Annotated in this window: 23 protein-coding genes; 16 read left to right on the top strand and 7 right to left on the bottom strand. The window is 40.9% G+C overall.

The annotated features are described in order from the left end of the window. Positions 1 to 2: 2 nt before the first annotated feature. Positions 3 to 782, bottom strand: coding sequence for a ferredoxin--NADP reductase (locus tag F887_RS07490; RefSeq protein WP_005212762.1), 780 nt, complete (start codon positions 780 to 782; stop codon positions 3 to 5). Between the two features lie 100 nt (positions 783 to 882). Between F887_RS07490 and tsaA the strand changes: the two genes are divergently transcribed. From tsaA to F887_RS07515, 5 genes are all read left to right on the top strand, one after another. Further along, on the top strand, positions 883 to 1,614 hold the full coding sequence (gene tsaA / locus F887_RS07495) for a tRNA (N6-threonylcarbamoyladenosine(37)-N6)-methyltransferase TrmO (protein ID WP_032862895.1): 732 nt from the start codon (positions 883 to 885) through the stop codon (positions 1,612 to 1,614). A gap of 47 nt (positions 1,615 to 1,661) precedes the next feature. After that, positions 1,662 to 3,440 (top strand): type IV pilus assembly ATPase TfpB, encoded by a 1,779-nt coding sequence (locus tag F887_RS07500; RefSeq protein WP_005294782.1) that lies wholly within the window; start codon positions 1,662 to 1,664, stop codon positions 3,438 to 3,440. Positions 3,441 to 3,527: 87 nt separating this feature from the next. Further along, on the top strand, positions 3,528 to 3,893 hold the full coding sequence (locus F887_RS07505; RefSeq protein WP_005294780.1) for a NirD/YgiW/YdeI family stress tolerance protein: 366 nt from the start codon (positions 3,528 to 3,530) through the stop codon (positions 3,891 to 3,893). Between the two features lie 105 nt (positions 3,894 to 3,998). Then, positions 3,999 to 4,658: a response regulator transcription factor gene (locus tag F887_RS07510; protein WP_005294777.1), complete on the top strand. Its 660-nt coding sequence runs from the start codon at positions 3,999 to 4,001 to the stop codon at positions 4,656 to 4,658. 4 nt (positions 4,659 to 4,662) lie between these two features. Then, entirely contained in the window at positions 4,663 to 5,994 is a 1,332-nt protein-coding gene (locus F887_RS07515) for a sensor histidine kinase (RefSeq protein WP_005294775.1), read from the top strand. Between the two features lie 94 nt (positions 5,995 to 6,088). Here the strand turns inward: F887_RS07515 and hemP are convergent, their stop codons facing one another. Continuing rightward, positions 6,089 to 6,259: a hemin uptake protein HemP gene (hemP, locus tag F887_RS07520; RefSeq protein ID WP_004653932.1), complete on the bottom strand. Its 171-nt coding sequence runs from the start codon at positions 6,257 to 6,259 to the stop codon at positions 6,089 to 6,091. 177 nt (positions 6,260 to 6,436) lie between these two features. Between hemP and F887_RS07525 the strand changes: the two genes are divergently transcribed. Continuing rightward, positions 6,437 to 7,348: an NUDIX domain-containing protein gene (locus tag F887_RS07525; RefSeq protein ID WP_005294773.1), complete on the top strand. Its 912-nt coding sequence runs from the start codon at positions 6,437 to 6,439 to the stop codon at positions 7,346 to 7,348. A 2-nt stretch (positions 7,349 to 7,350) separates the two neighbouring features. Here F887_RS07525 and F887_RS07530 read toward each other — a convergent pair whose 3' ends face one another. Further along, a complete protein-coding gene (locus tag F887_RS07530; protein WP_005294771.1) occupies positions 7,351 to 7,899 on the bottom strand; it encodes a hypothetical protein in 549 nt (182 codons plus the stop codon). Positions 7,900 to 7,920: 21 nt separating this feature from the next. Next, complete coding sequence (mrcB, locus tag F887_RS07535) at positions 7,921 to 10,329, bottom strand: penicillin-binding protein 1B (RefSeq protein ID WP_005294768.1); 2,409 nt, start codon at positions 10,327 to 10,329, stop codon at positions 7,921 to 7,923. A gap of 234 nt (positions 10,330 to 10,563) precedes the next feature. Here mrcB and F887_RS07540 point away from each other — a divergent pair, with 234 nt between their 5' ends. From F887_RS07540 to F887_RS07555, 6 genes are all read left to right on the top strand, one after another. Beyond that, the gene (locus F887_RS07540) at positions 10,564 to 11,472 is read left to right on the top strand and encodes an NAD(+) kinase (RefSeq protein ID WP_032863147.1); all 909 of its coding nucleotides are present in this window, start codon (positions 10,564 to 10,566) and stop codon (positions 11,470 to 11,472) included. Beyond that, the gene (locus tag F887_RS07545) at positions 11,469 to 11,741 is read left to right on the top strand and encodes a YeaC family protein (protein ID WP_005153583.1); all 273 of its coding nucleotides are present in this window, start codon (positions 11,469 to 11,471) and stop codon (positions 11,739 to 11,741) included. The genes F887_RS07540 and F887_RS07545 overlap by 4 nt, the downstream gene beginning before the upstream one ends. Before the next feature lie 216 nt (positions 11,742 to 11,957). Further along, positions 11,958 to 15,446, top strand: coding sequence for a type VI secretion system Vgr family protein (gene tssI, locus F887_RS0118005; RefSeq protein ID WP_005294767.1), 3,489 nt, complete (start codon positions 11,958 to 11,960; stop codon positions 15,444 to 15,446). Positions 15,447 to 15,454: 8 nt separating this feature from the next. Beyond that, positions 15,455 to 16,414 carry a hypothetical protein gene (locus F887_RS07550; protein WP_005294764.1) on the top strand — a complete coding sequence of 320 codons (960 nt, stop codon included), beginning with the start codon at positions 15,455 to 15,457 and terminating at the stop codon, positions 16,412 to 16,414. Between the two features lie 120 nt (positions 16,415 to 16,534). After that, a complete protein-coding gene (locus F887_RS0118000; protein ID WP_005294762.1) occupies positions 16,535 to 16,780 on the top strand; it encodes a hypothetical protein in 246 nt (81 codons plus the stop codon). A 165-nt stretch (positions 16,781 to 16,945) separates the two neighbouring features. Beyond that, entirely contained in the window at positions 16,946 to 17,305 is a 360-nt protein-coding gene (locus F887_RS07555; RefSeq protein WP_005294761.1) for a hypothetical protein, read from the top strand. A gap of 72 nt (positions 17,306 to 17,377) precedes the next feature. Here the strand turns inward: F887_RS07555 and F887_RS07560 are convergent, their stop codons facing one another. Continuing rightward, on the bottom strand, positions 17,378 to 18,373 hold the full coding sequence (locus tag F887_RS07560) for a glycosyl transferase family protein (RefSeq protein WP_005294759.1): 996 nt from the start codon (positions 18,371 to 18,373) through the stop codon (positions 17,378 to 17,380). Positions 18,374 to 18,620: 247 nt separating this feature from the next. Here F887_RS07560 and F887_RS07565 point away from each other — a divergent pair, with 247 nt between their 5' ends. Beyond that, complete coding sequence (locus F887_RS07565; protein ID WP_005294755.1) at positions 18,621 to 19,766, top strand: acyl-CoA dehydrogenase family protein; 1,146 nt, start codon at positions 18,621 to 18,623, stop codon at positions 19,764 to 19,766. Between the two features lie 52 nt (positions 19,767 to 19,818). Here the strand turns inward: F887_RS07565 and F887_RS07570 are convergent, their stop codons facing one another. Beyond that, positions 19,819 to 20,442, bottom strand: coding sequence for a hypothetical protein (locus tag F887_RS07570; protein ID WP_005294753.1), 624 nt, complete (start codon positions 20,440 to 20,442; stop codon positions 19,819 to 19,821). A gap of 105 nt (positions 20,443 to 20,547) precedes the next feature. Next, a complete protein-coding gene (locus F887_RS07575; protein ID WP_032863142.1) occupies positions 20,548 to 21,495 on the bottom strand; it encodes an alpha/beta hydrolase in 948 nt (315 codons plus the stop codon). A 192-nt stretch (positions 21,496 to 21,687) separates the two neighbouring features. Between F887_RS07575 and pheA the strand changes: the two genes are divergently transcribed. The 3 genes from pheA to F887_RS07590 all read left to right on the top strand — a co-directional run bounded on the left by pheA (position 21,688) and on the right by F887_RS07590 (position 25,845). Then, positions 21,688 to 22,797: a prephenate dehydratase gene (pheA, locus tag F887_RS07580; RefSeq protein ID WP_005294746.1), complete on the top strand. Its 1,110-nt coding sequence runs from the start codon at positions 21,688 to 21,690 to the stop codon at positions 22,795 to 22,797. Positions 22,798 to 22,924: 127 nt separating this feature from the next. Beyond that, positions 22,925 to 25,174 carry a bifunctional prephenate dehydrogenase/3-phosphoshikimate 1-carboxyvinyltransferase gene (locus F887_RS07585; protein ID WP_005294743.1) on the top strand — a complete coding sequence of 750 codons (2,250 nt, stop codon included), beginning with the start codon at positions 22,925 to 22,927 and terminating at the stop codon, positions 25,172 to 25,174. A gap of 287 nt (positions 25,175 to 25,461) precedes the next feature. Beyond that, positions 25,462 to 25,845, top strand: a complete 384-nt coding sequence (locus tag F887_RS07590; RefSeq protein ID WP_005294741.1) for a hypothetical protein — start codon at positions 25,462 to 25,464, stop codon at positions 25,843 to 25,845. Positions 25,846 to 25,924 lie beyond the last annotated feature (79 nt).

Raw genomic sequence — 25,924 nt, 5'->3', positions numbered from 1 at the left:
CATTATTTTTCAACGAATGCACGTTCGATGACATAATCACCCATAACGCCCATACGCGGTGATTCGACTAAACCATGTTCATCAAGCAATGCAGCAACGTCTTTTAAGAACGCAGGACTGCCACACAGCATGGCACGGTCAGTTTCACGGTTGAAACGAGGCAAACCAATCTTTTCAAAGAGTTCGCCAGTTTCAATTGCCGTTGTTACACGACCTTGCGTGTGGAACGGCTCACGTGTCACTGTCGGGTAGTAAACCAGTTTGTCTTTGATGCCCAATTCTTCAAAGAACTCATGGCTTGGAAGCTCATTTAAGATTAAATCTTGGTAAGCAAGTTCAGATACATAACGTGTACCGTGAACCATAATCACTTTTTCAAATTTTTCGTAAGTTTCTGGGTCACGAAGAAGTGAAAGGAAAGGAGCAAGGCCAGTACCCGAAGATAAAAGATATAAATTTTTACCTGGTAATAAGTCGTCGTGTACTAAAGTGCCTGTAGGCTTTTTAGAAATCAGGATTTCGTCGCCCACTTGTACTTTTTGTAAAATAGAAGTTAATGGACCGTCTTGTACTTTAATAGAGAAGAATTCGAGTTCTTCTTCATAATTCGCACTCGCGATCGAATAAGCACGCATTAAAGGCTTACCATTCACTTCAAGGCCGATCATCACAAACTGACCATTTTTAAAACGTAAGCTGGTGTCGCGTGTCGTTTTAAAACTGAAAAGCGTGTCATTCCAGTGGTGAACATGAGTAATGCGTTCAACGTTAAAAGCAGCCATTAAAGGTCTCGATCACAGTTAAAAGAAACAGATGGCTATTCTAATCTAAAATCATTCTCGATAAACTGAATATATTTAATTGTGTTTATAAGAAAAAGTGATGAGCAACTCTGTAGTCATGCCGATCATTGGCCATATGCATTCACCTTATCGTGAGAAATTTGGCATTCCACGGCAGCCAAATCTCGTTCAAGTCGAGTCATTTATAGAGATGACGGAACCCTATAACGATATTTTGGCATTTGAGGGGATCGAAGATTTTAGTCATTTGTGGTTGCTTTGGCAGTTCCATGAAAATAAAAATCAAGATAACTCTTTGAATCAAATGTCTAAATTTCGTCCACAAGTGCGTCCGCCACGCTTGGGTGGGAATCAAAAAATCGGTGTTTTTGCAACGCGAAGCATGTATCGACCGTCTCCAATCGGGTTATCGGTGGTTCGCTTTCTACGGGTTGAGAAACATGGAAAATCTATTCGCTTGTATGTGACAGGCAGCGATTTATTGCATGGCACACCGATTTTAGACATCAAACCGTATATTCAATATTCAGATGCGATTGCGGATTCACAGAGTGGTTATGCACATGAACAACCCATTCGTAAAATAGTACGTTGGACAGAAACTGCACAGTCACAGCAGCAACAGCTATTAAAGCAAATGATTTTGGACAAAAAGATATTCGATGAACTGGAACAAGTGTTATCTTTAGATCCAAGACCTGCATATCAACAGGATGCTGGACGGGTCTATGGAATGTGTTTTGCTGAATTGAATATTCGTTTTACAGTGGATGATAGGAACGTCACTGTGGTGGCTGTAGAACAAAGCTAAAACTTTAAAAAATATAATTGAGTTTAAAATTTGGGGAACTGACGGTCATGCAAGCGCAGGCAAAATTTGCAAATTTTTCTTTTACCATTGATGTGACGTGGTGCTTAGAGCAACTACTGAAAGATGGTCGTATGACTGAACGAGACAAATTACTTGTTCAAACCACTCATCGTCAAAAAGAACAGTTGAAATGGCATCCTTTGCAATGGATTGCCAATTTTAATTTAAAAGATCAACTCAATGCCAGTTCAACATTGACGCTTAACCGTTTGTGTCAGTGGCTGGCTGAAAAAGCAGAAATGCCGTTGTTTGTGATTGACCCACTCAAAGCGGATGTGGCTGCGCTCACCAGTGTCATGTCACAAGAATTTGCGGTGCGCAACCACATTTTAGCGGTCGATGTACAAGCGGATCGAATTTTGATTGGGACCGATCAGCCATTTACGACAGAATGGTTGAATAACCTAGAGCGTAGCTTAGCGCCGAAGAAGATTGAGAAAGTTCTGTTAAATCCAGAACAATTGCAACGTTATCTTGTTGAATATTATCAAGTCAGCCGTGCGGTCAGCTCGTCGCAGAATACGAGTATTTATGACCGTGAAAATAAGGGTGTTGAAGCTTTATTGCAGTTGGGCGATGCGCAAAATCCGGATGCCAATGATCAGCATATTGTCAAACTGGTGGATTGGGTACTGCAATTTGCTTTCGAGCAAGGCGCCAGTGATATTCACTTGGAACCGCGTAAAGATAAAGGGAAGGTGCGCTTCCGTATCGATGGTGTCTTACATACCATCTATAACATGCCCGCAAATACACTCACTGCTGTGATTTCGCGGATTAAGATTCTAGGTCGTATGAATGTGGCAGAAAAGCGCAAACCGCAGGATGGCCGCTTAAAAACGCGTACACCGAAAGGTCAGGAAACTGAACTCCGTCTTTCGACTTTGCCGACAGCCTTTGGTGAAAAACTGGTGATGCGTATTTTTGATCCAGAAGTGTTGGTACGTAGTTTTCAGCAACTGGGTTTTGAAGGGCATTTGTTGCAGAGTTGGCAGCAGCTGACGCAGCATAGTCACGGCATTATTTTGGTTACAGGCCCAACGGGTTCAGGTAAAACCACCACGCTGTATTCATCGTTAAAACAATTGGCAACAGAACAAGTCAATGTGTGTACCATTGAAGACCCGATTGAGATGTTAGAGCCAAGCTTTAACCAAATGCAGGTCAATCCAAATATTGAATTAGGTTTTGCTGATGGTGTACGCGCGTTAATGCGTCAAGACCCCGATATTATTATGGTGGGGGAGATTCGTGACCACGATACTGCAAATATGGCGATTCAAGCGGCATTAACGGGGCATTTGGTACTTTCTACACTTCATACCAATGATGCACCATCGAGCTTAACGCGTTTACATGATTTGGGTATACAGCCATTCCTTACAGCAGCAACCATTCTCGGTGTTTTGGCACAACGTTTGGTGCGTAGACTTTGCCCGCATTGCAAACAAGAAACACAGATGAATGAACATGAGTGGGAGCATTTGACCTTTGACTATATGATGGATATGCCAACCACTATGTACAAAGCAGTTGGTTGTGAAGCCTGCCGTCATACTGGCTACAAAGGTCGTGTCGGTATTTATGAGTTTATGCCGGTCAGTTTAGAATCAAAGTCGTTAATCAGCGCACATGGCACATTGAATGATTTAAGAGCACAAGCCAAGAAAGAAGGGATTGAGCCATTGCGTATTGCAGGTGCACGTAAAGTGATCGAAGGTGTGACCACATTAGAGGAAGTATTACGCGTGGTTCCTTTGAGTTAAACAGAAAATTTTAATCTTCAGATTCACCTCATCTTCATTTGTTTTAATGACTACATCGAAATGATGAACCACGATGAGGGTATAAAGATGAACGTATTTTCTAAAGTTGCAGTGATTGCTGGTTTGGTTGGTGTAACAACATTTGCCGTAGCGAATACAGGTGCTGTCAATCAGCAAGCTTTAGCTCCGACACAAACCACGACGGTGAAACAAGCATTAACCTTGAAAGATGATACGCCGGTACAATTAAAAGGCTATGTCGTGAAAGCAACTGGTGATGAGAAATATCAGTTTAGCGATCAAACAGGCAGCATTACAGTTGATATTGATGATGACTTATGGATGGGCAAGCCGGTCTCAGCAAAAACACCTGTGACGATTATTGGTGAAATTGACATCGACTATAAACCAGCCAAGCGTGTTGAAGTTGATGTAAACCAAGTTAAATTCTAAGCTGAATGACTTGAAAAAACCACATGATCAATCATGTGGTTTTTTTGCTTGTTGCATCGTTTAAAGGCATGATAAATCTTAATAGTTTGATGGATGTAGGGTTCTATGCGAATTTTATTGGCTGAAGATGATGCATCTCAGGCAGAAAGTATTAAAGACTGGCTCGAGATGGATGGCTATAGCGTTGATTGGGTGGAGCGCGGTGATCATGCAATTCTAGCAGTCGAACAGCATCAATATGATTGTATCTTGCTTGATCGTGGACTGCCGCAAGCTTCTGGCGATGAGATTCTGAAGACCATTCGTCGTCAGAATTCGAAAACGCCCGTGATTTTTATTACCGCTAAAGATCATATTCATGACCGAGTTGAAGGTTTAGATCTTGGTGCTAATGATTATTTGGTCAAGCCATTTAATTTGGAGGAATTATCGGCACGGGTTCGTTCACAGTTACGTCAGCATCAGGCTCAAGCAGGTCAGTATCTCAGTTTTCTGGATTTACAACTGGACCCACAGGCAAAAACATTAAGCAAGGCAGGACAAACCATTAATCTGACTGCAAAAGAATTTCAAATTTTATATAAATTGATGCAAAAGCCAAATCATATTCTGACACGGGAGCAACTCGAAGAGTCTTTGTATGCATGGGGCGATGAAATCGAAAGTAATGCCATTGAAGTATTTATTTATCAAATTCGGAAGAAAATTGGCGGGCAATATATCAAAACTATTCGTGGTTTAGGCTACCGCATGCATCAGGAATAACAGAATGAAAGTGGTGTCGTTGCAAACCAAGTTGGTGAAAACCTCTTTGATCAGTTCAATTGTCGCTGGTTGTGTGGCATTACTTTTGTTCGCCGTGATTTCTGTGTATCAAACCATGCAAGTACAAGATGAAATCATGGATGAAATTTCAGACATGCTGTTGATTACGGATTTGACCACAACATCAGGGCAGCAGATCGATGAATTAAGTGAACAGTTTGATATTCAATATCGATTGAGCAATCAACAGCAAACCTTAACTCAGTCAGAAGATTTCCATCTTGATCCGCAGTATTACACTTTGATTAATGCAACACAGGGTGACTTTGGCCTGATTTGGCAGCAAGGTCAGCTATGGCGGAGCTATGCAGGTGAAGGTGAGCATGCACCGATGCAGGTGTTGATTTTACAGCCTCTAGGTGAACGCTTTAAAGACTTGCTGAATAGTTTTGCGGGCTATGCACTGATTTTAATCTTGGTGTGGTTGATGCAATGGATCATGTTACATTTTTTGATTAAACGCCAATTTAAAGTCATTCATCAACTATCTACTGAAATTTCTGCAAAGAATGCTGATGATCTATCACCGATTCAAGCGGCTGAGGTTGAGCTAAAGGAATTACAACCGATGCTGGGTCAGTTAAATCGACTATTACAGCGACTTGATCATGCGTTGCAGGCTGAACAGCGTTTTACTGCAGATGCATCACATGAGCTGCGCTCGCCATTGTCCGCAATTCAGATGCGTTTACAATTGTTGCAGCGTAAATATCCAGAACGTGCGACCGATTTTTCTCAAATGCAGCAAGACGTAAGTCATGGAATTCAGACTTTAGAAAATCTGTTGCTATTGGCACGATTGGATCCTGAGCATTCAGACAATCTTCCCAAAACTCATTTTGCATTGCAATTGGTGGTCGATGAGGCAACCCAAGCACTGGGTTTATTTGCACATGAGAAGGCAATTCAAATCCAGCAAACGTCAAGTCTGCCTGACAGTACGATTTTAGCGAATCAACAGCTGATTTTTACCTGTATACGCAATATTTTAGACAATGCAATTCGATATACGCCAGAAAATGGAACGGTCTATATTGCATTCAATCAGCGAGCTCATGAGCTAGAGCTGAGTATTGAAAATGATGGGAATGGTCTTAGTGCAGAAATTTTAGAACGGCTGGGCGAACGTTTCTATCGTGCTTTGGGAACTAAAACACAAGGTTCTGGCTTAGGGCTCTCGATTTGTAAAAAAATCATTGAATTGCATCATGGTAAAATGAGGTTTGCACAGTCTGAATATGGCGGACTGAAAGTCACGATCAGCTTCGAGATGTGAGCCTATTTTTAAATAAACAAGCAAATTAAAAAAGCAGTATGCGCTGACATACTGCTATTCCCACGTTTTTTATTGTTGTCCGATTATTATTATATTACTTCGTTAAAATAAGGCGATTATTGCGGGTTAAACGTAAACGATACTCCTCACCAGCATGCATGATGCGGATTTCACGACCTAAGGCAAAAAGGTTATTTGAATGCAACATTGGCAATGATTGAGCTGCATCTGTACTACGAGTGAAAAGGCTGAATGGTGCGTTCATTTGTTATGCTCCGTGGTGTGTTTTTTAATGTTTTAAATGATAATCATTATCGAATAGACCTGTCAACGGAAATTTTAAGAATTTACAAAATCATTCATTAATTTTGTTTTTTGACATGGGAATACGGCAACGTTTTCCTTAAAATGATTATAGAAAAATGAGGGAATTTAGACTGTTATGGCAAAAGCTACAGTTGACGTTGCGATCGCAATTTTATTACATAAAGCAAAAGTTTTAGTCGGTTGGAGACAGGCAAACCAACACCAAGGCAACAAACATGAATTTCCAGGTGGCAAAGTTGAACAAGGTGAAACACCTGAACAGGCTTGTCGTCGGGAAATTTATGAGGAAGTTGGCATTGGCTTGAAAGATTGGCATGTTTTTGATGTGATTCGACATGAATATGAAGACATCATTGTCAATTTACATTTATTCCATGCTTATGTCCCCGATGAGTTGCTCAATCTTATTCATCAACCGTGGGCTTGGTATAGCCGTGATCAATTGATGGGTTTAAATTTCCCAAAAGCCAATGCCGCAATTCTGCAACGTTTAAGCTGGCCGCACTTGATTAAGATCAGTGATCAGATCGATACTTTGCCTCAGCAACAGACACTCTTGTATTGGCGTATACACACTGATGATCTTGAGAAGGTTGAGCAGCAACTTGGTCGTTTAAATGATGAGCAATTGCAAAAATTGATTGTCAATATCGATCTCTGGCAGAAACTAACTGTAGAGCTGCAAAACAAGATACAGACGATCCATTTAAAGCAATCACAGCTGATGAATCTGAGTAAAGGTGGCTTGATTGTGGGCAAGCGTTTTATCGCCGCATGTCATGACGCAGTTTCTTTGCAACACGCCCAGCAGATTGGCTGTGATGCGGCATTTCTCAGCCCAGTATCTGCGACAGAAACACACCCAGATAGCAAAGTGTTGGGGTGGAATCGTTTTCAGGAATTGGCACAGAACAGTGATATTCCAGTATTTGCTTTAGGTGGAGTTGCACCTGCAGATGTAGAACAAGCCCAAAAACATCATGCTTATGGGCTTGCTGGGATTCGTCAATTTAGTTCAATCGACTAAGCTTAAAGGGCCTGAATAGTTCTTCGTGCTTCTTGGGCCTTAATCGTATGACCTCGTGCTTCGCTGGCTTTAAGAATAATCATCCAGAGTTGCTTCTTCATGGCATTGCTTTGCGCATAACTTAAGCCTCGACGTGCCAGCGCTTCAGCATTGGCATATTCTTTGCGCTGATCTGCGATCATTGCCAAATATAAATAAGTTTCTGTGGCTTGTGGTGCAATACGTTGTGCTTGAAGTGCATAACGTTCTGCTTCTGCAAGTTGCTGTTGTTTATAAGCCACTTGAGTTTTTTGCATTAAGGTTTTGAATGCAGGTAACTGGCTGCCATCATTAAATTTTTGCTGAACCTTTTGTTGCGGCACAACCACTGGAACGCTCTGACGCTTAATTTCTTTTTGGTCATAAGGCGTGATTTTCACACCAGAAGAAGGCTGGGTTACCTTCTTTTTTGGTGGAACGGTAGTGGTCGGTTTAGTGACCACTTTTTCGGGCGCTGCTGTACAACCTGCAAGCAGCAACACGCCAAGCATAACCGTGATTTTTTTCATCATGTCCAATCATCCTTATTAAAGTTAATTCTCACCGCTGTAACTGCCGCTAGAGATAACGCGCGTTGGGGTGTGATTGGATAAATCTGTATCCATTTGATTTTCACTTTCGCGAATATAGTTGCTGATCCCATCATTATGATCATCAGCAGGTGTTTCATCGGATTGAGGAATGTAGGTTGGCTCAACTTCATAGTGAGATTGACCACACAGCGTTGCACGACGAGGTACTGTTTGACGGAGGAGTGGAATATACATCGCACCATCACAGCCTTGAGCAGATAAGTCACCGCTGGCACTATCAATCCATTGCCATTGAACATTATCAGTTTGACGTAAATTGACTGGTTCTTGGCGGAGTTGCTTCATCACATTGGTCCACACAGGCAATGCACCTGACGAACCCGTTAAGCCTGTCACTTTATTGTCATCCAGACCTAACCACACCACTGCAACATGATTACCCGAATAACCTGCAAACCATGAGTCTCTCGTGTCATTCGTTGTTCCAGATTTACCAGCTAAATTCAGTGACTCAGGTAAACTGTTATAAGCAGAGCGGCCTGTACCAGTGCGCATCACTTGCTGTAAACCATAATTAATAATGTATGCCGCAGCAGGGTCAATGGTTTGTTGAACATTCAAGCCATAACGCTCAAGTAAATGTCCTTTGGCATCGACCACGGTACGAATCGAACGTGGTGGGTATTTAAAGCCACCCGTCGCAAAGTTGCCGTAAATGCTCAATACTTCCATTGGTGACATATTTACAGCACCAAGGTAAATCGATGGATAGGCAGGAATATCTGAACTCACGCCAAACTGTTTGAGTTTATTGCTAAATGCAGATAAACCAAACTCATTTGCCAAGCGAACAGTAGAGAGGTTATACGAGTTGGCTAATGCTTGTTGCATTGGCACGACACCATGTTCGCCACCACTATAGTTCTTCGGTGTCCAGCTCTTGTCACCATCAATTGGAATATTGACGGCACTGTCTTCAATTGGGCTTGCCCAAGTATAACGCCCAGACTCGATTGCATTTAAGTAGATGATTGGTTTTAACAGAGAACCGACTTGACGTTTTGCGTCTAAGGCACGGTTAAAGCCAGTAAAGTCTTGAGTTGAGCCAACAGCTGCGACCAGTTCACCATTTTCAGGATGAGCAACCAATACTGCACCTTGTAAGTTTTTCAGACGGGCAGGGTTGGCTTTGGCCAAACGATCAACAGTACTCTTAAACGCATTCTGCACTTGTGTTTGTGCAATTGGATCAAGTGTGGTGAAAATTCTTAGACCTTGATTGGTAATGTCGCTTTCTTGATATTCGGTACGCAGTTGACGACGTACGATATCCAAGAAATCTGGGAATTTTGCAGGGCCCAAGGTTGGTTTACTGACCACATTTAAAGGGCGGGCAATTTCATCTTGATATTCAGCTTCAGATAAATAGCCCATGACTTTCATGTTATTTAACACAACATCACGACGCTTTTTCGCAGATTCTGGATTACGCCAAGGGTTATACAGTGATGGACCTTGCACTAAACCAACGAGGAAGGCCTGCTGTGAGATATTCAGTTCACGTAAAGGCAAGCCAAAATAAAATTGTGATGCTAGACCATAGCCATTGATTGAGTAGCTACCATTTTGGCCTAAGTTCACTTCATTTAGATAAGCTTCAAGAATTTCATCTTTGCTGTAATGCAGTTCAATCAACACCGCCATCAGGGCTTCATTGACCTTACGTTTCAAGGTTTTTTCAGGTGAAAGATAGAAGTTTTTCACCAACTGTTGCGTTAAAGTCGAACCACCTTGACGACGGCCACCCGTGGCATTACTGACCAAGGCACGTGCGGTACCACGGATCGAAATACCATGATGATGATAGAAGTTACGATCTTCTGTTGAAATCAATGCTTCAATCAGCGTTTTTGGTACTTTATTTAATTTGATCAGAACGCGATCTTCATTGTGTTGTGGATAAATACCACCAATCAATAAAGGTTCTAAACGTGCGACTCCTGTGCTCGAAGGCTTGGTGGAACGGATTTCACTCACCTGACCATCAGCAAAAGCAAGTTCCAGCACTTGCTCAGGTTCATTACTATCGCCATAGTCAAAACCACGGGTATGGACATACATCTGATTGCCTTGTACTACATAGCTACCAGACTTGTCGTAATTCGCCGTGTTTTTATAGCCGAGTAATTTTAACTCTTGGGTAAAATTCTCTTGAGTAATCGGTGCACTAGAATAAATTTCTAATGGGCGAGCAAACACCTTGGCAGGGATGTCCCAACGCTGACCTTCAAATTTGTCACGAATAATATTATCCAAGCGGATCAGATAGATACTAAAAGCAACAAAGACACCTATCACTAACATTGAGAAAATGAGTGCTAGAAAACCAATACCACGTTCAAACTTCATAGATTTGCGTTAAAACCAAAACAATGTCGGTAATGATGCGATAGCTTATTGTCATTTTGCAATCATAAAACTGTGAATAAATAGCAACATGCAATAAAAACTTTAAGGATGTGTTGACATTAATCGTATAAAAAAACAACGGATAGACATTTTTATACTTTTTAATCAATCATCAACGCAACATTGGTTGTTAATGATATGATAGTCAGTAATCGCGACGGAGCTGAATTATTCGTGCAAATTTCACATAAATCCTTTCGAAATATTGGTCTAATTGGACGACCAGACAAGTATTCTGTAGTAGAAACGTTATGTTTAATTCATGATCATTTGATCACTTTAGGCCTAAACCCCGTTTTTGATCAGGAAACAGCTAAACTGGTTCCATATGGTCATGGGCAGACGGTGAGCCGAAATTTATTGGGTGAAGTTGTCGATTTAGTGATAGTGGTTGGCGGTGATGGTTCATTGCTTCATGCTGCGCGTGCTTTGGTACGACATAATACGCCTGTGATCGGCATTAACCGTGGTCGACTGGGTTTTCTGACGGATATCAAACCTGCCGAAGCTATTTTTAAACTTGATCAGGTATTACAAGGTCAATTCCAGCTGGATCGCCGTTTCTTATTGGAAATGGAAGTTCGAACCAATGGTGAAACGATTTACGATGCGATTGCATTGAATGATGTGGTTTTACACTCAGGTAAATCGGTTCATATGATCGATTTTGAGTTGAATATTGATGGGCAATACGTTTATCGTCAGCATAGTGATGGTTTAATTGTTTCGACACCAACTGGCTCGACTGCGTATTCTTTGTCGGGTGGTGGGCCAATCCTGCATCCGAGTATGGATGCTATTGCACTGGTTCCGATGCATCCGCACACGTTATCATCACGACCAATCGTGGTGGGTGGGCAAAGTGAGATTAAGATTACCATCCGTGAAAATCGTGTTTTGCCCATGGTCAGTGCTGATGGACAACATAGTGTTGCATTAAATGTCGGTGATACTGTGCATATTCGCAAACATCCGTTTAAACTAAGCTTATTACATCCACCTGGCTATGATTTTTATATGGCTTGCCGTACTAAACTGGGTTGGAATCAAGATTTTGAATCTTTTCAACAGGATGACTCATGAATATTGAACAAATGCTCGCTATTTTAAATCCTGAAATTGTTGAGCGTCTTCGGACTGCCGTTGAAATTGGCAAATGGCCAAATGGTATTGTTTTAACCAAAGAGCAACGTGAAATTTGCATGCAAGCTGTTTATGCGTGGGAAATGGAAAATTTGCCGAAAGAACAGCGCAGTGGATATATTGATCGTGCTACCAAAGAAGAAGGTGAGGAATGTGATGATGATCATCACAAACACGAACCTGAATTTAAGCCGATTCGGTTTGTTTAAAATGAATTGAAATATTTAAAATGCTCTCAATTTTGAGGGCATTTTTATTGAGCAGTTGCTTAAAAGTAATGGTATGAAACGGCCCTAATCAAAATGAATTAAGTTGAGCTGTAATAAAAATGAGACAAAAAACGTCACAAATGGACAGAACAGTCTAGTCATGACAATGTTTTTTTGAGTAGAATAAAGAAAATTTAATGAAATGTTCTAAAAAAAATGTTGAGTAATATTTTTCAGGCTTTGGAAAGTTTAGGCCTTACAGCACAAAAACGTGCCATTCATATTCAATTTTCGAATCAAAATTTAAATACCCAAGTTTTCCTGCAACGCATTGATGGTCAGCAACAATTGAATGCAGGTGTTAAAGCAGAACTGATCTGCCTATCCACCAATGCTGCCATTCCCTTAAAACAATTCATTGGTAGTCAAGTTGCAATTGATACGGTGACAGATCAAGGTCAATTGACCCGTGTCACAGGGATCATTACTCAAGCCCTACAAGGACAATCCGACGGCAGCTTAACGCTCTATAAACTCACGCTCGAAGATCCAACTGCACTGTGGAAACAACGTCGTAACAGCCGCGTGTTTATGAACAAGAGCGTGCGTGATGTGGTGGAAATCATCTTCAAAGAATGGCAGCAAAAAAGCCCCTTATTTGCATCCAGTCTTACTTTAGATTTAAGCGGACTCAGCCAAGACTACGATATCCGTCCGTTTATTATGCAGTCCAATGAAAGTGACTATGACTTTCTAACTCGTTTACTACGCAGCGAAGGCATCAACTGGCTGATTGATGAAGCAGCACACACAGTTCCACTCAGCAGTGCAGCCATCCAAGCACAAAAACTACGGTTGATTGATGACAATAGCCAATACCAAGCCTTAGACCGTCGACAGATTCGCTACCACCGCAGCAGTGCCACTGAACAATACGACAGCATGACCAGCTTGATTGGACAACGTACACTACAGCCGAGTTCAGTTCATGTACAACGCTGGCAAGCCGATGCATTGGAACAAGAAGAAGGTGCAGGCAGTGTGCAAAGCACACACAAACACAGTGAACAACATGACAATGCCAGCTTGGGTTTAGAGCAAGCATGGCACTTTTCACCTGCTTGGATGCAAGACTTAAATGGAGAAGATGGGGCGACCCAGTCAGGTAATGCCCAGATTGAAAAACTCAATCAAAACCTAGGACAATACTACGACCTACAATCCAAACAGTTTATTGCCCATACCACAGTCCGAGATACCCATGTCGGTTACTGGTTCGAACTGGCAGAGCACCCTGAAATCGATCAACACAGTGGAGCAGACAAAGAGTTTCTGATCACAGGCAAAAACTTCTACAACCAAAACAACTTGCCCAAAGATATGAACCAGCAGATTAATCAGCTCTTGGCACAAAGCAATTGGCAGCCCACCCAATACAACAACGCAGAAGAACGCCAAGCCAACCATTTGACACTGCAACGCCGCAATATCAAAACTGTCCCTGAATATCATCCATTACAACACCGACCTGCTGCATCCCCACAACGCGCCAAAGTGGTTGGACCCAGTGGTGAAGAAATCCATGTGGATGAATGGGGCCGTATCAAAGTCCGTTTCCTGTTTACTCGCAATGATGATCATAGCCATGATGGTGGTGCAGGCACCAATGACAATGACACTGACTCAGCTTGGGTCGATGTCCTGACACCTTGGGCAGGTGAAGGCTATGGTGCACGCTTCTTGCCGCGTATCGATGAAATCGTGGTCATCGACTTCTTTGATGGCAACATTGACCGACCATTTGTGGTGGGGCGCATTCACGAAGCGCAACGTAGCCCAACCAAGTTCGATAACTCAGGCAAGCTGCCTGATACCAAAAAATTGGCAGGAATCAAGTCCAAGGAATACCAAGGCGAAGGATATAACCAACTGCGCTTTGATGACACCACAGGACAGATCAGCGCACAGCTACAAAGCAGCCACGCTGCCAGCCAACTGAATCTGGGTAAACTGAGTCATCCCAAAGCCACAGCCGAAAGTGAAGACCGAGGTGAAGGTTTTGAGCTTCGTACTGACCAATGGGGCGCAGTGCGAACTGGCGAAGGATTACTGCTTTCTACACACAAACAAGATCAGGCTAAAGGCGAGCATCTTGATGCACAACCTGCCAAGCAACAGCTTGAAGGCAGCCAGAGCAATGCCAAGGCACTGAGTGAAGTTGCCAAGAATCAGCAGACTGATGAGATTGAATCGTTGGATCAACTCAAAGAGTTTGCAGAACAGATCCAAGAAAAAATTGCACAATTTAAAAAATCACTATTATTACTCAACTCACCCGCTGGTATTGGCGTGAGTACAAATGAAGATATTCATTTATCTGCGGATAGACAGATCAATCAGTTTGCTGGCGACAGTATTAATCTGAGTACGCAGAAAAACCTGATTACACATGCGCAAAACCGAATCAGTGTGTTTGCTGCACAGAATGGCATTAAGCAAGTGGCTGCAAAAGGGAAGTTTGAGGTTCAAGCTCAAGGGGATGGCATGGATTTACTTGCCAAGCAAGGGATTCAAATCATCTCAACTGAAGGTCGTATTGAGATTACCAGTCCGAAAGAGATTGTGATTACTGCGGGTGGTTCTCAGATCAAACTAGATGGTTCGGGTATTTTTCCGACCACAGGTGGTAAGTTTGAGGTGAAGGCAGGGCAGCATATGTTTGTGGGGGGGCAATCTGTATCTGCTAAACTTCCATATCTTCCTAAGTCTGATGTGAAGTCAACAGAAAATAAAAGCTACTTAATTGATAGTTCAACAGGAAGAATCTTGGCTAATCGGAAATATAGATTAATTGATCCCTTTTTAGGTACTGAAATTCAAGGTCAGTCTGATTCAGAGGGGCTAATTGACTCCCTAAAACCTGAAATGTTACTTGAGATTCTACCTATTTCAGGCAAAAAATATCAAGATAGTTTAAAAAGTTTACCCAAGACGATTATTGAGCCACAAGCTGCAGGCAAAGAAGAGAAGGGTAAGGTATTAAAAGCAAAGGATTTAGCGAGTTCTGAGCAGGTAATTGCTGCTGCTATAAAAAAACACCCTGAGTTAAAAGATTATATTAACAAAATGAAAGCAGATGGATACCAACTTGATTCACTGCCCATTGTACCAACAGGCAGTCGATTGATTGAACCGAAGCGATTATTGGTCATGGCCCCAAATACAGGAAGATCGAGTTATAAATATTTAAACTTGTTTGCACCTTCTGAAACTACATTCCATACAACGATTAAGATGATGATCGATGGAAAATATTTACCTAGTCAATATTTCTATGTTTTTGCGCATGGTAATACGAGTTTAATGCTGGGAACAAACGGAAGAAGTTTTGTTGATAAGAACAAAAATGTAACCATAATGCAGTTTATTGAAAGACTCAAATCTGAAGGTTATAGTGAAGAACAGACCTTAGTATTGGTTTCGTGTAATACCGGAAATGGTTTAGCACCAATAGCTGAAATATTATCTAAACAGGAAGGCATTGGTACTGTTTATGCACCAACATCTTTAGGTTGGTATTATTCTACATTACCTGATGTGAGGGTATATGCGAGATTTAAGAAATCCGCTACTGAACGCAAGGCAGAACCTAGGTTGTCTGGTCATATGAGAATATTTAACGGTGCAGAAACAATAAAAACTTGAGGATAAAGATGTTATATAAAAACTTATTGTTATGTGTATTCATAACGTCTCTAGTAGCTTGTAATTCTTCTTCAAGTGATCAAGAAAATGATGAAAAAACACAACTAAATGTCGAGCATAAAATCAATATGGAAAGAATAAGCTATTTATCTGCTATGAATCTGTTGCAAGGCGCGCTATCACCTGAATTGACGCCTGAGACAGTTAAAAATCTAGAGTTTTTGGACAAGTTACAGCAAGATGAGCGGCAAGTTCATGCACAATATGCACAAGCACAACTATTTATATGGAGTGAAGATGAAGAAAAGCAAATAATGGGGAAAAGAAAATTATATAAATTAGCTGAAAGTGGACATCCATATGCTGCACTCAATATTGCTGATGAGTTATATAGTTCACAACAGTCGTTTAATGATTGGAAAAAAATAACAGGTTTAGACACCGTAAAGCTAAAAACAAAAGAGTTTAAGTATCTTGAACTTGCTTTAAAGAGTAATATAAATAGTGCAAAATTAAGCTATTTATATGCTTTAGGAATAAATCCAGAATTTAAAGAGGTTTCCTATAAAGTATTGTGGAATGATAAAAATGAGAATAAATATATTATCGCTACCCCAATTGCTAAGGAGCTCGTTTTAAAAACAGAAGGTTATATTAAAGGCGTGCCTTATTTATATGCTTTTACAAGGTATGCTGAGCTTCTAGCCTATAAAGTGAGTTGGAATGACGAAGACGAGAATGAGGCTTGTGCAATAAAAAAATATTATGATGAAGTGAATGAGACGTATAGTAAAGAGTATCAAAGTCAATACTATAAATGGTTAAGTCAGGCCATGTTGGTTATTGGAAGTCGTCAGAAAAAAACAGTGATTAATCAGGAAGAGTGTTTGGATCATTATCAATTATTGAAAAATAGCAAAAGAGAGCTAGTTACAAACTGGACAGAGATTGAAGTAGATTTACCATAATAAATTCAGTTGAAACCCCAGAAAGTATTAAGTTCTTTTATAACTCGGGTCGTGAAGTTGAACTTTTTATTTAAAATTTAGGGTCATTTTGTTCGGTCATTATTATGGTAAAAGTATGGAATGAATCTAAAAATTGTATTGCTGATATCTTTGTGTTTATTAGGCTGTTCTAACGTAGGAAATGATATCTCTTTGACAAAAGAAATTCCAGTAGGAAAAGTTGGAACACCTTATTTTGCAGAAATAAAAATGAAAGAGTACCGTGTGATTGAAGATACTTTTCTTCTAGAGTCTAATGTAGATCAAAATAGTGGTTTAGTTGTTTCACCTGATCAAGGGAAAAGGAATATGCTGCCCATGCTTTGACTGTTATTGAAGGTACACCAAAAAGGTCTGGTATTTATAAAATAAATATTTCTGGAACTGTTAGGGATGGATTGAAAGATTTTAATAAGGATTTTGTTTTGAAAATTGAGGAATAGAAAAATCATGTATAAGAAGGGTGAAATGGTTGGAATTATTATTAAATAAATGATGAATAAAAATATTAGTATTATACTTTCTTGTATTGCACTTATGATGGGTTGTAGTAAAGGGTATAAAATAGAGCCTAACGAGTTGCCTAATGCTAGAGTAGGGCAACCATATCATCAGAGTTTAATAATTACAGGAGGTAAAGTTGTGGATAAATATTTTCATCTAAAAACAGACCTTCCAAATGATGTTGGTGTTGTGATTGAACCTAGTAATGAGCTAGATGGGTATAATAATATCAATATAAAAGGTACTCCGAAATATTCTGGAAATTTTTCTATTGAAATTTCTACAGGTTTTTATGGTAAAGGTGATGATGAGTTAAGTAAAACTTATGATTTTATAATAAGTGAATAAACCCTAATTTTATCAATTTTTATATTCAGAAAATAACCCAAGGTTCTATAAATAATCTTGGGTTATTTTTGATCAGAAACGACTATCCCATAACTCTTGTGCTTTCTTCATTGCATCATCGTAATTACTAACCACACCCATGGTATATAGCGCAATACCCATCGTCTCAGTAATCGCCATTTCACCATATTCATGTGTTTGCTCACCCAACCAAACCGCTTTAAACACAGCTAGATCAAGCTCCTCTTCAATCGGGCTACGGTCAGGTGTCAGTTTAGGTAGTTCATGTTCGTACAATTCCCCATTTTGAATCCCACAAATTAAGGTTTTGGCATCAGGATTACGTTCAAACTCGCCACCTTCACCTTTAATCACTGCACTATTTTGATAACCCAAACGGGATGCCGTTTGTTGATGTGAGCTTCGATAAGCAGGGTGGAAAATCGCTTGTAAAGTTGCTTTAGCATTAAACGGATTAATCAAGCGTGCCAAGGTGTGAATTGGAGAGCGTAACCCCATCACATTTCTCAGTGAGATTAATTCGCTTAAAATTGGTGAGATGGCTTCAAGAGGAAGATAGGCAAAATTATGCTGTTCAAGCTGCTCACGAACCTCTTGCTCATTTTGGCAAATCGAATAACCTAAATATTGGAGAACTTGTTCCGTATAAACACGGTTAACGGTATGGCCAGATGCACCATGCATCACAATCTTGTAACCATGATGCGCTAAAGTCAGTGCAGCCAATAAAAACCAAGGGTAGTGTTTACGTTTGCCAGCGTAAGAAGACCAGTCAAGATCAACTTCAAGTGGCTGGAAATTGAGTTGGTCACGGGTGGCTTGTACAAAACCTGCAAGTTCATCGACAGATTCTTCTTTCACACGAAGTAGCATTAAGAATGCACCCAACTGCACATCCAGTACTTCACCTTTTAAAATCATACTAAATGCTTGATAGGCTTCTTCATAACTAAGCGAACGAGAACCTGTTTTGCCCTTACCTAAAATACGAACATACTGAGCAAACGGATGTTCTACGGTCTTATAAATATTACGTTTTGTGTTCATGGTCGTATTTGAGGTAGTCGCAAAGAATAAAATTAATATGACATAAAATTGACGTATTTAGCGTAAAAAATAAGAGAGGCTGATTAATGAGTAAGCGATTGTGGTTTAAAGATGGACGATGCAAACAAAATTATTGACCGAATCAGTCTAGTGATTTGATGTAAACGGGACATGACATCCGATCTAAAAGTTATTAGCATGACTGCGAACAAATTTTTAAGAACAATGAAAGCGAAAGGAAATAATGATGTTAGCTTATGATTCAGATTTAGAACTCTTCCGTGATAACTTTAAACGCTTTATGAGCGAGCAGATCGCACCGCATTACGATCAATGGGAACGTGAAGGCATCATGCCACGTTCAGTTTGGAGCGCATTGGGCGAAAATGGATTCTTGTGTGTTGATGTACCAGAAGAATACGGTGGTTATGGCGTGCCAACCCATTATTCATTGATGTTGGTTGAAGAGTCTGCACGTGCAGGCTACTGTGCATTATCAACAGCAATTTCATGTCACTCTGAAATCGCGGCTCCTTATATCCAGCACATTGCCACAGAAGAACAAAAACAGCACTGGTTGCCAAAAATGGTGTCTGGTGAAGTGGTTGGTGCAATTGGTATGACTGAACCGGGTGCAGGCTCAGATTTACAAGCAATGCGTACCAGTGCCATCTTGCAAGATGATCATTATCTGTTAAATGGTTCAAAGACCTTTATTTCAAATGGTCAGCATGCTGATCTCGTGGTTCTTGCCGTTAAAACAGATCCACAAGCACGTGCTAAAGGTGTGTCACTCATGTTGGTGGATACGCACTTAGAAGGCTTTAAAAAGGGCACCAACCTCGACAAAATTGGCTTACATTCACAAGATACCTCAGAATTGTTCTTTGATAACGTTAAAGTGCCAAAGGATCAGTTGCTAGGTCAAGCAGGGCAAGGTTTTGCTTATTTGATGCAAGAACTTCCACGTGAACGTACGGCGATTGCATCTACTGCATTAGGTGCGATTCGTGGTGCGATTGATATCACGACGCAATATGTAAAAGAGCGTCAAGCCTTTGGTCAGGCAATTTCTCAATTCCAAAATACACGTTTTGTATTGGCACAAGCGAAGATTGATGAATTAGCAACAGCGGCTTTCTATAATCAAAACGTAGCTTTATACAATGAAGGCAAATTGGATGTTGAAACTGCCGCTGCATTGAAGAGCTTTAGTAGCGATATGCAAATGAAAGTTGCAGATAACTTGCTGCAATTATTTGGTGGCTACGGTTATATGACTGAATATCCAATTTCACGTTTCTTTGTTGATGCACGTATTCAGCGTATTTACGGCGGAACCAACGAAATTATGAAAGAAATTGTGGCACGCGGAATTATCGGTAAAGCTTAATTGGTATTATCTAACAAAACAGCCTGCTTTTGAGCAGGCTGTTTTGTTTTCACTATTTACTCGGTTGATGAATGACAGGATAGCTATGTTGTTTAGGCAATTTCTGTAAGGCTTGATTGATCTTGCTTAGAAACTCATCGGCTTCATTTTGCCGAAAGTTATCTTCCATATATTCACTGCGTTGTTGATAGCGACCACAGCCTCGTATTTCCATATTGGAGGGATTAAATGACCAATCATTTGGGTTCTTTAAGTAAATACTTAAATCATCGTCACAGCTTTTCCATAAATTTAGAAACGTATTCGATTGTTCTGATTTAAACCCTGTAGCAGGGTAGACAGAAAATCCTTTCATTTCAGGATTGGAAAATTGAATAAACCGCTCAACGGGCATGCCACCCCAAAGGATGGCGGTATTTTCAGGAAAGGCGATGCCTGTTAAGTTTTGTTCTTTTAAAGCATGAGTTTGCTGATGGGTCTGTCTAAAGTGTTGTGATTGATAGGTCAGTCTGGTTTGAGGTGGCACAGGAATTCCCCGAGCCTGACTACTCACAGGGCTGATAAAATAAGGTGAGCGATCGGTACCATTGCAACCTGCAATCAATGGGCAACCATCACATGCGGTTAAACCGATACTGATCAAGCTCAGTAAGCAAAAGCTGAAAATCTTATGCATTGTATTTTACTGTTGTTATGACATCTTCTTGCAGTATAACCAATCTATTCTATTGAAAGGTCTAAATTTAAGCGGAGCAAATAGTCCGCCTAAATTTAACTGTGTTTATTCAGCACTTTGTTGAGCGGGTTCATCAAATAGATTTGAACAGCTTTGAGGCTGACAACCTGCCAACATAATGGCCTTTGGTAAACTTGCATACATATTGGTTAGGTGCTGCTCAGCAGGATGTCGATAATTCCAAAATAAGAACTGTTTTGAACGTTGCTGATTAAAATTTTGATAGAAGTCATTCTGCTTTTGTAAGGATTCAGCGTCTGGTGTTGGGCTTCGACCATGCTCATGCGTACCCACTGTGGTCATCAGCATGATATTTTGAGTTTTATTTTGATTCTTTAACCAATCTGCCTGCCGGTTTAATAGGGCATAGTTGTCAAACCACAGTGAAGGGCTGGCAGCGATATAACGTTGAAACATGTGTGGTTGGCTAAAAAAGGTATGTAGAACAAACAACCCACCGAAGGAATGTCCAAACAGGCTTTGTTGCTGTGGATTGACCTTGATTTTTGCATGAATGGCTGGCTTGAGTTCTTTTTCAATAAATTGAATGAATTGATCTGCACCGCCATAGGTGTATTTGGCTTGTTTTTGAAACTCAGCCGATGCTTTAGGCGTATAGTCTAAAGCACGCTTTTCTACATCAAAGGTGCTTTGTTTTGGATATCCAATCGCTACAATTGCGACAGGACTCAACCCCAAACGATTTGCACCACCACCAACCGATTTGGCGATATTGGCCGCGCTATCAAAAGCAGCATTGCCATCGAGTACATACAGTACTGGAAAACCTTCACTCGGTGCTTCACCCGCAGGAACGGAAATCTGAATCAAATAATCATGTTTGGTATATTTTGACTTTATTTCAAAGCTTTGCTGAATATTTGTTTGTGCTTTTAACGGCGGCTTGTTTGTACTGGAAGTGTTTGGCTGAGCAAAGACCAATGGTGTAGTCATGAACAGAGAAAAAGTCAAAATACCAAATTGTTTAAGCATGGGTTTATTCGCAAGCATTGAAATTTTGTTAGAAATATATAATGAAAATCATTATCAATAAAGTTTGTTAATAAAAAGAGTTAAAACTCAGCGTGTTTAATAGCTTAAAGTGTTGTTATACTAGCTCGGATAATCAATTCACAGACGAATTGTAATCGATTCTTATAGATGATTTTGCTGAGGCTGCATTCAATGGTAAACGATGGACAAAACACATCGAATTCACTTAATTTAGACCAAATTCGTAACGATATTGATAGTGTTGATCAACAAATCCAAGAGTTACTCAACCGTCGCGCGACGCTGGCAGAGGCTGTAGCCAAAGCGAAATTTGCATCTGAAGAGAATCCACTGTTTTATCGCCCAGAACGTGAAGCGCAAGTGCTACGTAAAGTCATGGAGCGTAATCAGGGGCCGTTGTCTGATGCAACTATGGCGCGTTTATTCCGTGAAATCATGTCAGCATGTTTGGCACTAGAAGCTCCACAAAGCATTGCATTCTTAGGGCCAGAAGGCACTTATACGCATTCGGCTGTGTTAAAGCATTTTGGTAAAGATGCGGTGGTACGTCCATTACCAACCATTGATGAAGTGTTCCGTGAAGTTGAAGCGGGCAGTGCACATTATGGTGTTGTTCCAGTGGAAAACTCATCAGAAGGGATTGTCAACCATACACTGGACTGCTTTAAATCATCGACAGTCAATGTAATTGGTGAAGTCGAACTGCGTATCCACCATCAGTTCCTTGTATCTGAAAATACCCGTAAAGACAGCATTAAGCAGATTTATGCACATCAGCAAACCTTGGCACAATGCCGTAAATGGTTAGATGCACACTATCCAGGGGTTGAGCGTGTTGCACTGAACTCAAATGCAGAAGCGGCACGTCGTATTCGTAACGAATGGCATTCTGCTGCGATTGCATCTGATATTGCTGCAAGCATGTATAACCTTGAAATTTTACATAGCAATATCGAAGATAACCCTGAAAATACCACACGTTTCCTTGTAATTGGTCGTGAGAAGATTCCTCAAAGCGGGAATGATAAAACTTCGTTATTGATCTCTGCACATGATCGTGCAGGTGCTTTACTGGAAATCCTAGCACCATTTGCCAAGCATAAGATCAGTTTGACCAGTATTGAAACGCGTCCAGCATTGCCTGAAAAATGGGCTTATGTGTTCTTTATCGATTTAGAAGGACATATCGGTCAGGAAAATGTTGCGGCGGCATTGGAAGAAATTCGTCCAATGGTGAAGGAATTACGTGTACTCGGTTCATATCCAATCGCAGTTTTATAGGTCTATTTATTGTATTTTGAATCCCTCCCAGCCTCCCTTTTTAAAGGGAGGAGTTCCCCCTCTTTATAAAGACCTTACGAAGCGGGGTGCTTCTCAGGGGAGATTTTTACATAGGCAAATATGTTTTATGTCTCAACCATTATTTAAGAAAGTTGCATTTATTGGGCTTGGACTGATTGGATCGAGTCTCGCTCGTGTGATTGTGGCAGAACAACTTGCATTTCAAATTGTGGCTTCAACACGCTCAAAAAAAACATTAGAAGATGCCAAGGCACTCGGTCTTATCCAACACGGTTACGCAACGCCTGAAGAAGCGGTTCAGGATGCAGATTTAATTGTTTTAGCATTGCCAGTTCGTGCGACACAAAAAGTGCTGGAACAGATCAAGCCTTATCTTGCAGACAATGTCATCATTACCGATGTCGGTAGTACCAAAGGCAATGTTGTTGATGCGGCTAAAGCAGTATTTGGTGAAAATCTACCAGTAGGCTTTGTGCCAGGCCATCCGATTGCAGGTGCAGAACATACTGGGGTACATGCAGGTAAAGTTGATTTATTCGTTAATCATAAAGTGATTTTGACTCCTCTTCCGACCAGTGCGGAGTGGGCGGTTAAAAAATTGATTCAACTTTGGTCTGCGGCAAAAGCCGAAGTGATTTGTATGGATGTTACCAAACACGATGAAGTGTTGGCTCATACCAGTCATTTACCGCATTTGATGGCATTCAATCTGGTCGAACAACTGGCTAATCGTGAAGATAATTTAGATATTTTCCGCTATGCTGCAGGTGGTTTTCGAGACTTCTCTCGGATTGCAGCCAGCGATCCGCAGATGTGGCATGATATTTTCTTTGCCAATAAAACTGCAATTTTAAATGCTGTTGATGGCTTTGAGCAGCAATTGTCAGTTTTGAAAAAATTGATTGAACAGGAAGATTCGCAAGCGTTGATGGGCCTACTCGGACACGCGCAAGCAGCACGCCAACATTTTAATCATATGTTAGCCAAAAAACCTTTGATGGAGAAAAACAAGGTGACACAGCAATTTACCATTTTACCGGGAAAGAAAACATTTACAGGTAAATTCACCGTACCCGGTGACAAATCTGTGTCACATCGCTCAATCATGTTTGGTGCGATTGCAGAAGGTACCACCCATGTGACAGGCTTTTTGGAAGGTGAAGATGCGCTCGCAACTTTGCAAGCTTTTCGTGACATGGGTGTGAGCATCGAAGGACCGAAGAATGGCGAAGTGACGATTCACGGTGTCGGTATGCAAGGCTTAAAAGCGCCAGCAAGTGCTTTGTATATGGGTAACTCAGGCACCAGTATGCGCTTGCTATCAGGCATGTTGTCTGCACAAAAATTTGATTCTGTAATGACTGGCGATGCATCATTGTCTAAACGCCCAATGGAGCGTATTGCCAAACCACTTCGTGAAATGGGTGCACTCATCCAAACCACGGGTGAAAAAGGTACGCCACCAGTGAGTATCACAGGTAGTCAAGCACTCAAAGGGATTCAATACGATTTGCCGATGGCATCTGCTCAGGTTAAATCAGGTATTTTATTGGCAGGATTATGGGCAGCTGGTGAAACTTCAGTAACCGAGCCAGAACCGACTCGTGATCATACTGAACGTATGTTGCGTGCCTTTGGTTATGATGTGAAAACTGAAGGAAATAAAATCTCGCTTGTGGGTGGTGGCAAGTTGGTTGGTACCGATATTCAAGTGCCTTCTGATATTTCATCTGCTGCATTCTTTATGGTGGGTGCTGCAATCACTGAAGGTGCCGATGTGGTTCTTGAAGCGGTGGGGATCAACCCAACTCGTACAGGCGTGATCGAAATTCTTAAGCAAATGGGCGCTGATCTGACGGTTGAAAATGAACGTATTGCAGGCGGTGAGCCGATTGCAGATATTCATATCAAAGGTTCAAGAACATTGAAAGGCATTCATATGCCTGAAGATCAAGTGCCTTTAGCAATTGATGAATTCCCGGCATTATTTATTGCTGCTGCATGTGCAGAAGGTCAAACAGTGTTGACGGGTGCTGCTGAGTTGCGTGTCAAAGAATCTGACCGTATTCAAGTGATGGCTGATGGTTTGAAGATCATGGGCATCGACTGTACGCCAACCGAAGATGGCATCATTATCGAAGGTAAAGGTAAGTCAGGTGACTGGTCTGCGATCTTCGCAGGTGGTGAAATTGAATCACACCACGACCATCGTATTGCGATGAGTTTTAGTATGGCGGGTTTGCGTACTTCGGGTGAGATTACCATTCATGGTACGGAAACTGTGGCGACCAGTTTCCCGACCTTTACAGAGCTTGCAAATTCAGCTGGATTGGATTTACAGGTCTTGAATCCATAAGTTGATCTGAAAAAGCAGCATTGAGCTTGAGAAAGTTAAATGCTGCTTTTTTTATAAGCATATCCAGAAAAATAATTGGCTAAAGATAAAGCTAAAACGCTTAAATAATAAAAATGATGGGTTTGAAGATGTACATATCTAATCGGGTCTAAATTTATCAATTTAGCTATAGAACTAAGACAATCAGCTAATCTATTAAAGACAATTGTATATATAATAATTCTTACCGTTCGCGTCGGATTTACTCTGCGATCCAGAGTTAAAAACATAAAAATAGAGGGAATAGCATGAAAACGTTGCAATTTATAGCAGATTGCCCAAAACATGGGATGGTCGAGCATCCACCCAACGAATGCTATATCACGCAAGAGTATGTGGCTGCATTATTGTATAAACAATTAGAACAATACGGCTTTGATGCCCAGCATATTCGTCATGAGCATGAAAAAATTGAAGTGCGTATCGATAATCATCAACTTCCACTGTCTATTCTCTGCTCTCAGCAGGATACGGAAGGTCATATTCTATGTGAAATCTCTGCCAATCCGCAGCAAGAACAAGCTTGGTTTGAAAAGATAGAGACGCAGAGCATTATTCGCCAGTTGGCTCAGGCAGTAGAAAATAGCTTAAAAGCAGAACATAGTTTTTCTCAATTTGTGTGGAAAAGCTAAGTTCATTTTGCGAATACCATCTTAAATGAAGTGATTTACCATCATCGCTGTTTGGGTGTATGGTGTATGTTCTTTTACA

Origin of the sequence: Acinetobacter sp. NIPH 2100 (assembly GCF_000369805.1) — a bacterium.
Taxonomy (GTDB): Bacteria; Pseudomonadota; Gammaproteobacteria; order Pseudomonadales; family Moraxellaceae; genus Acinetobacter.
This window is presented reverse-complemented; position numbering and strand designations above follow the sequence as displayed.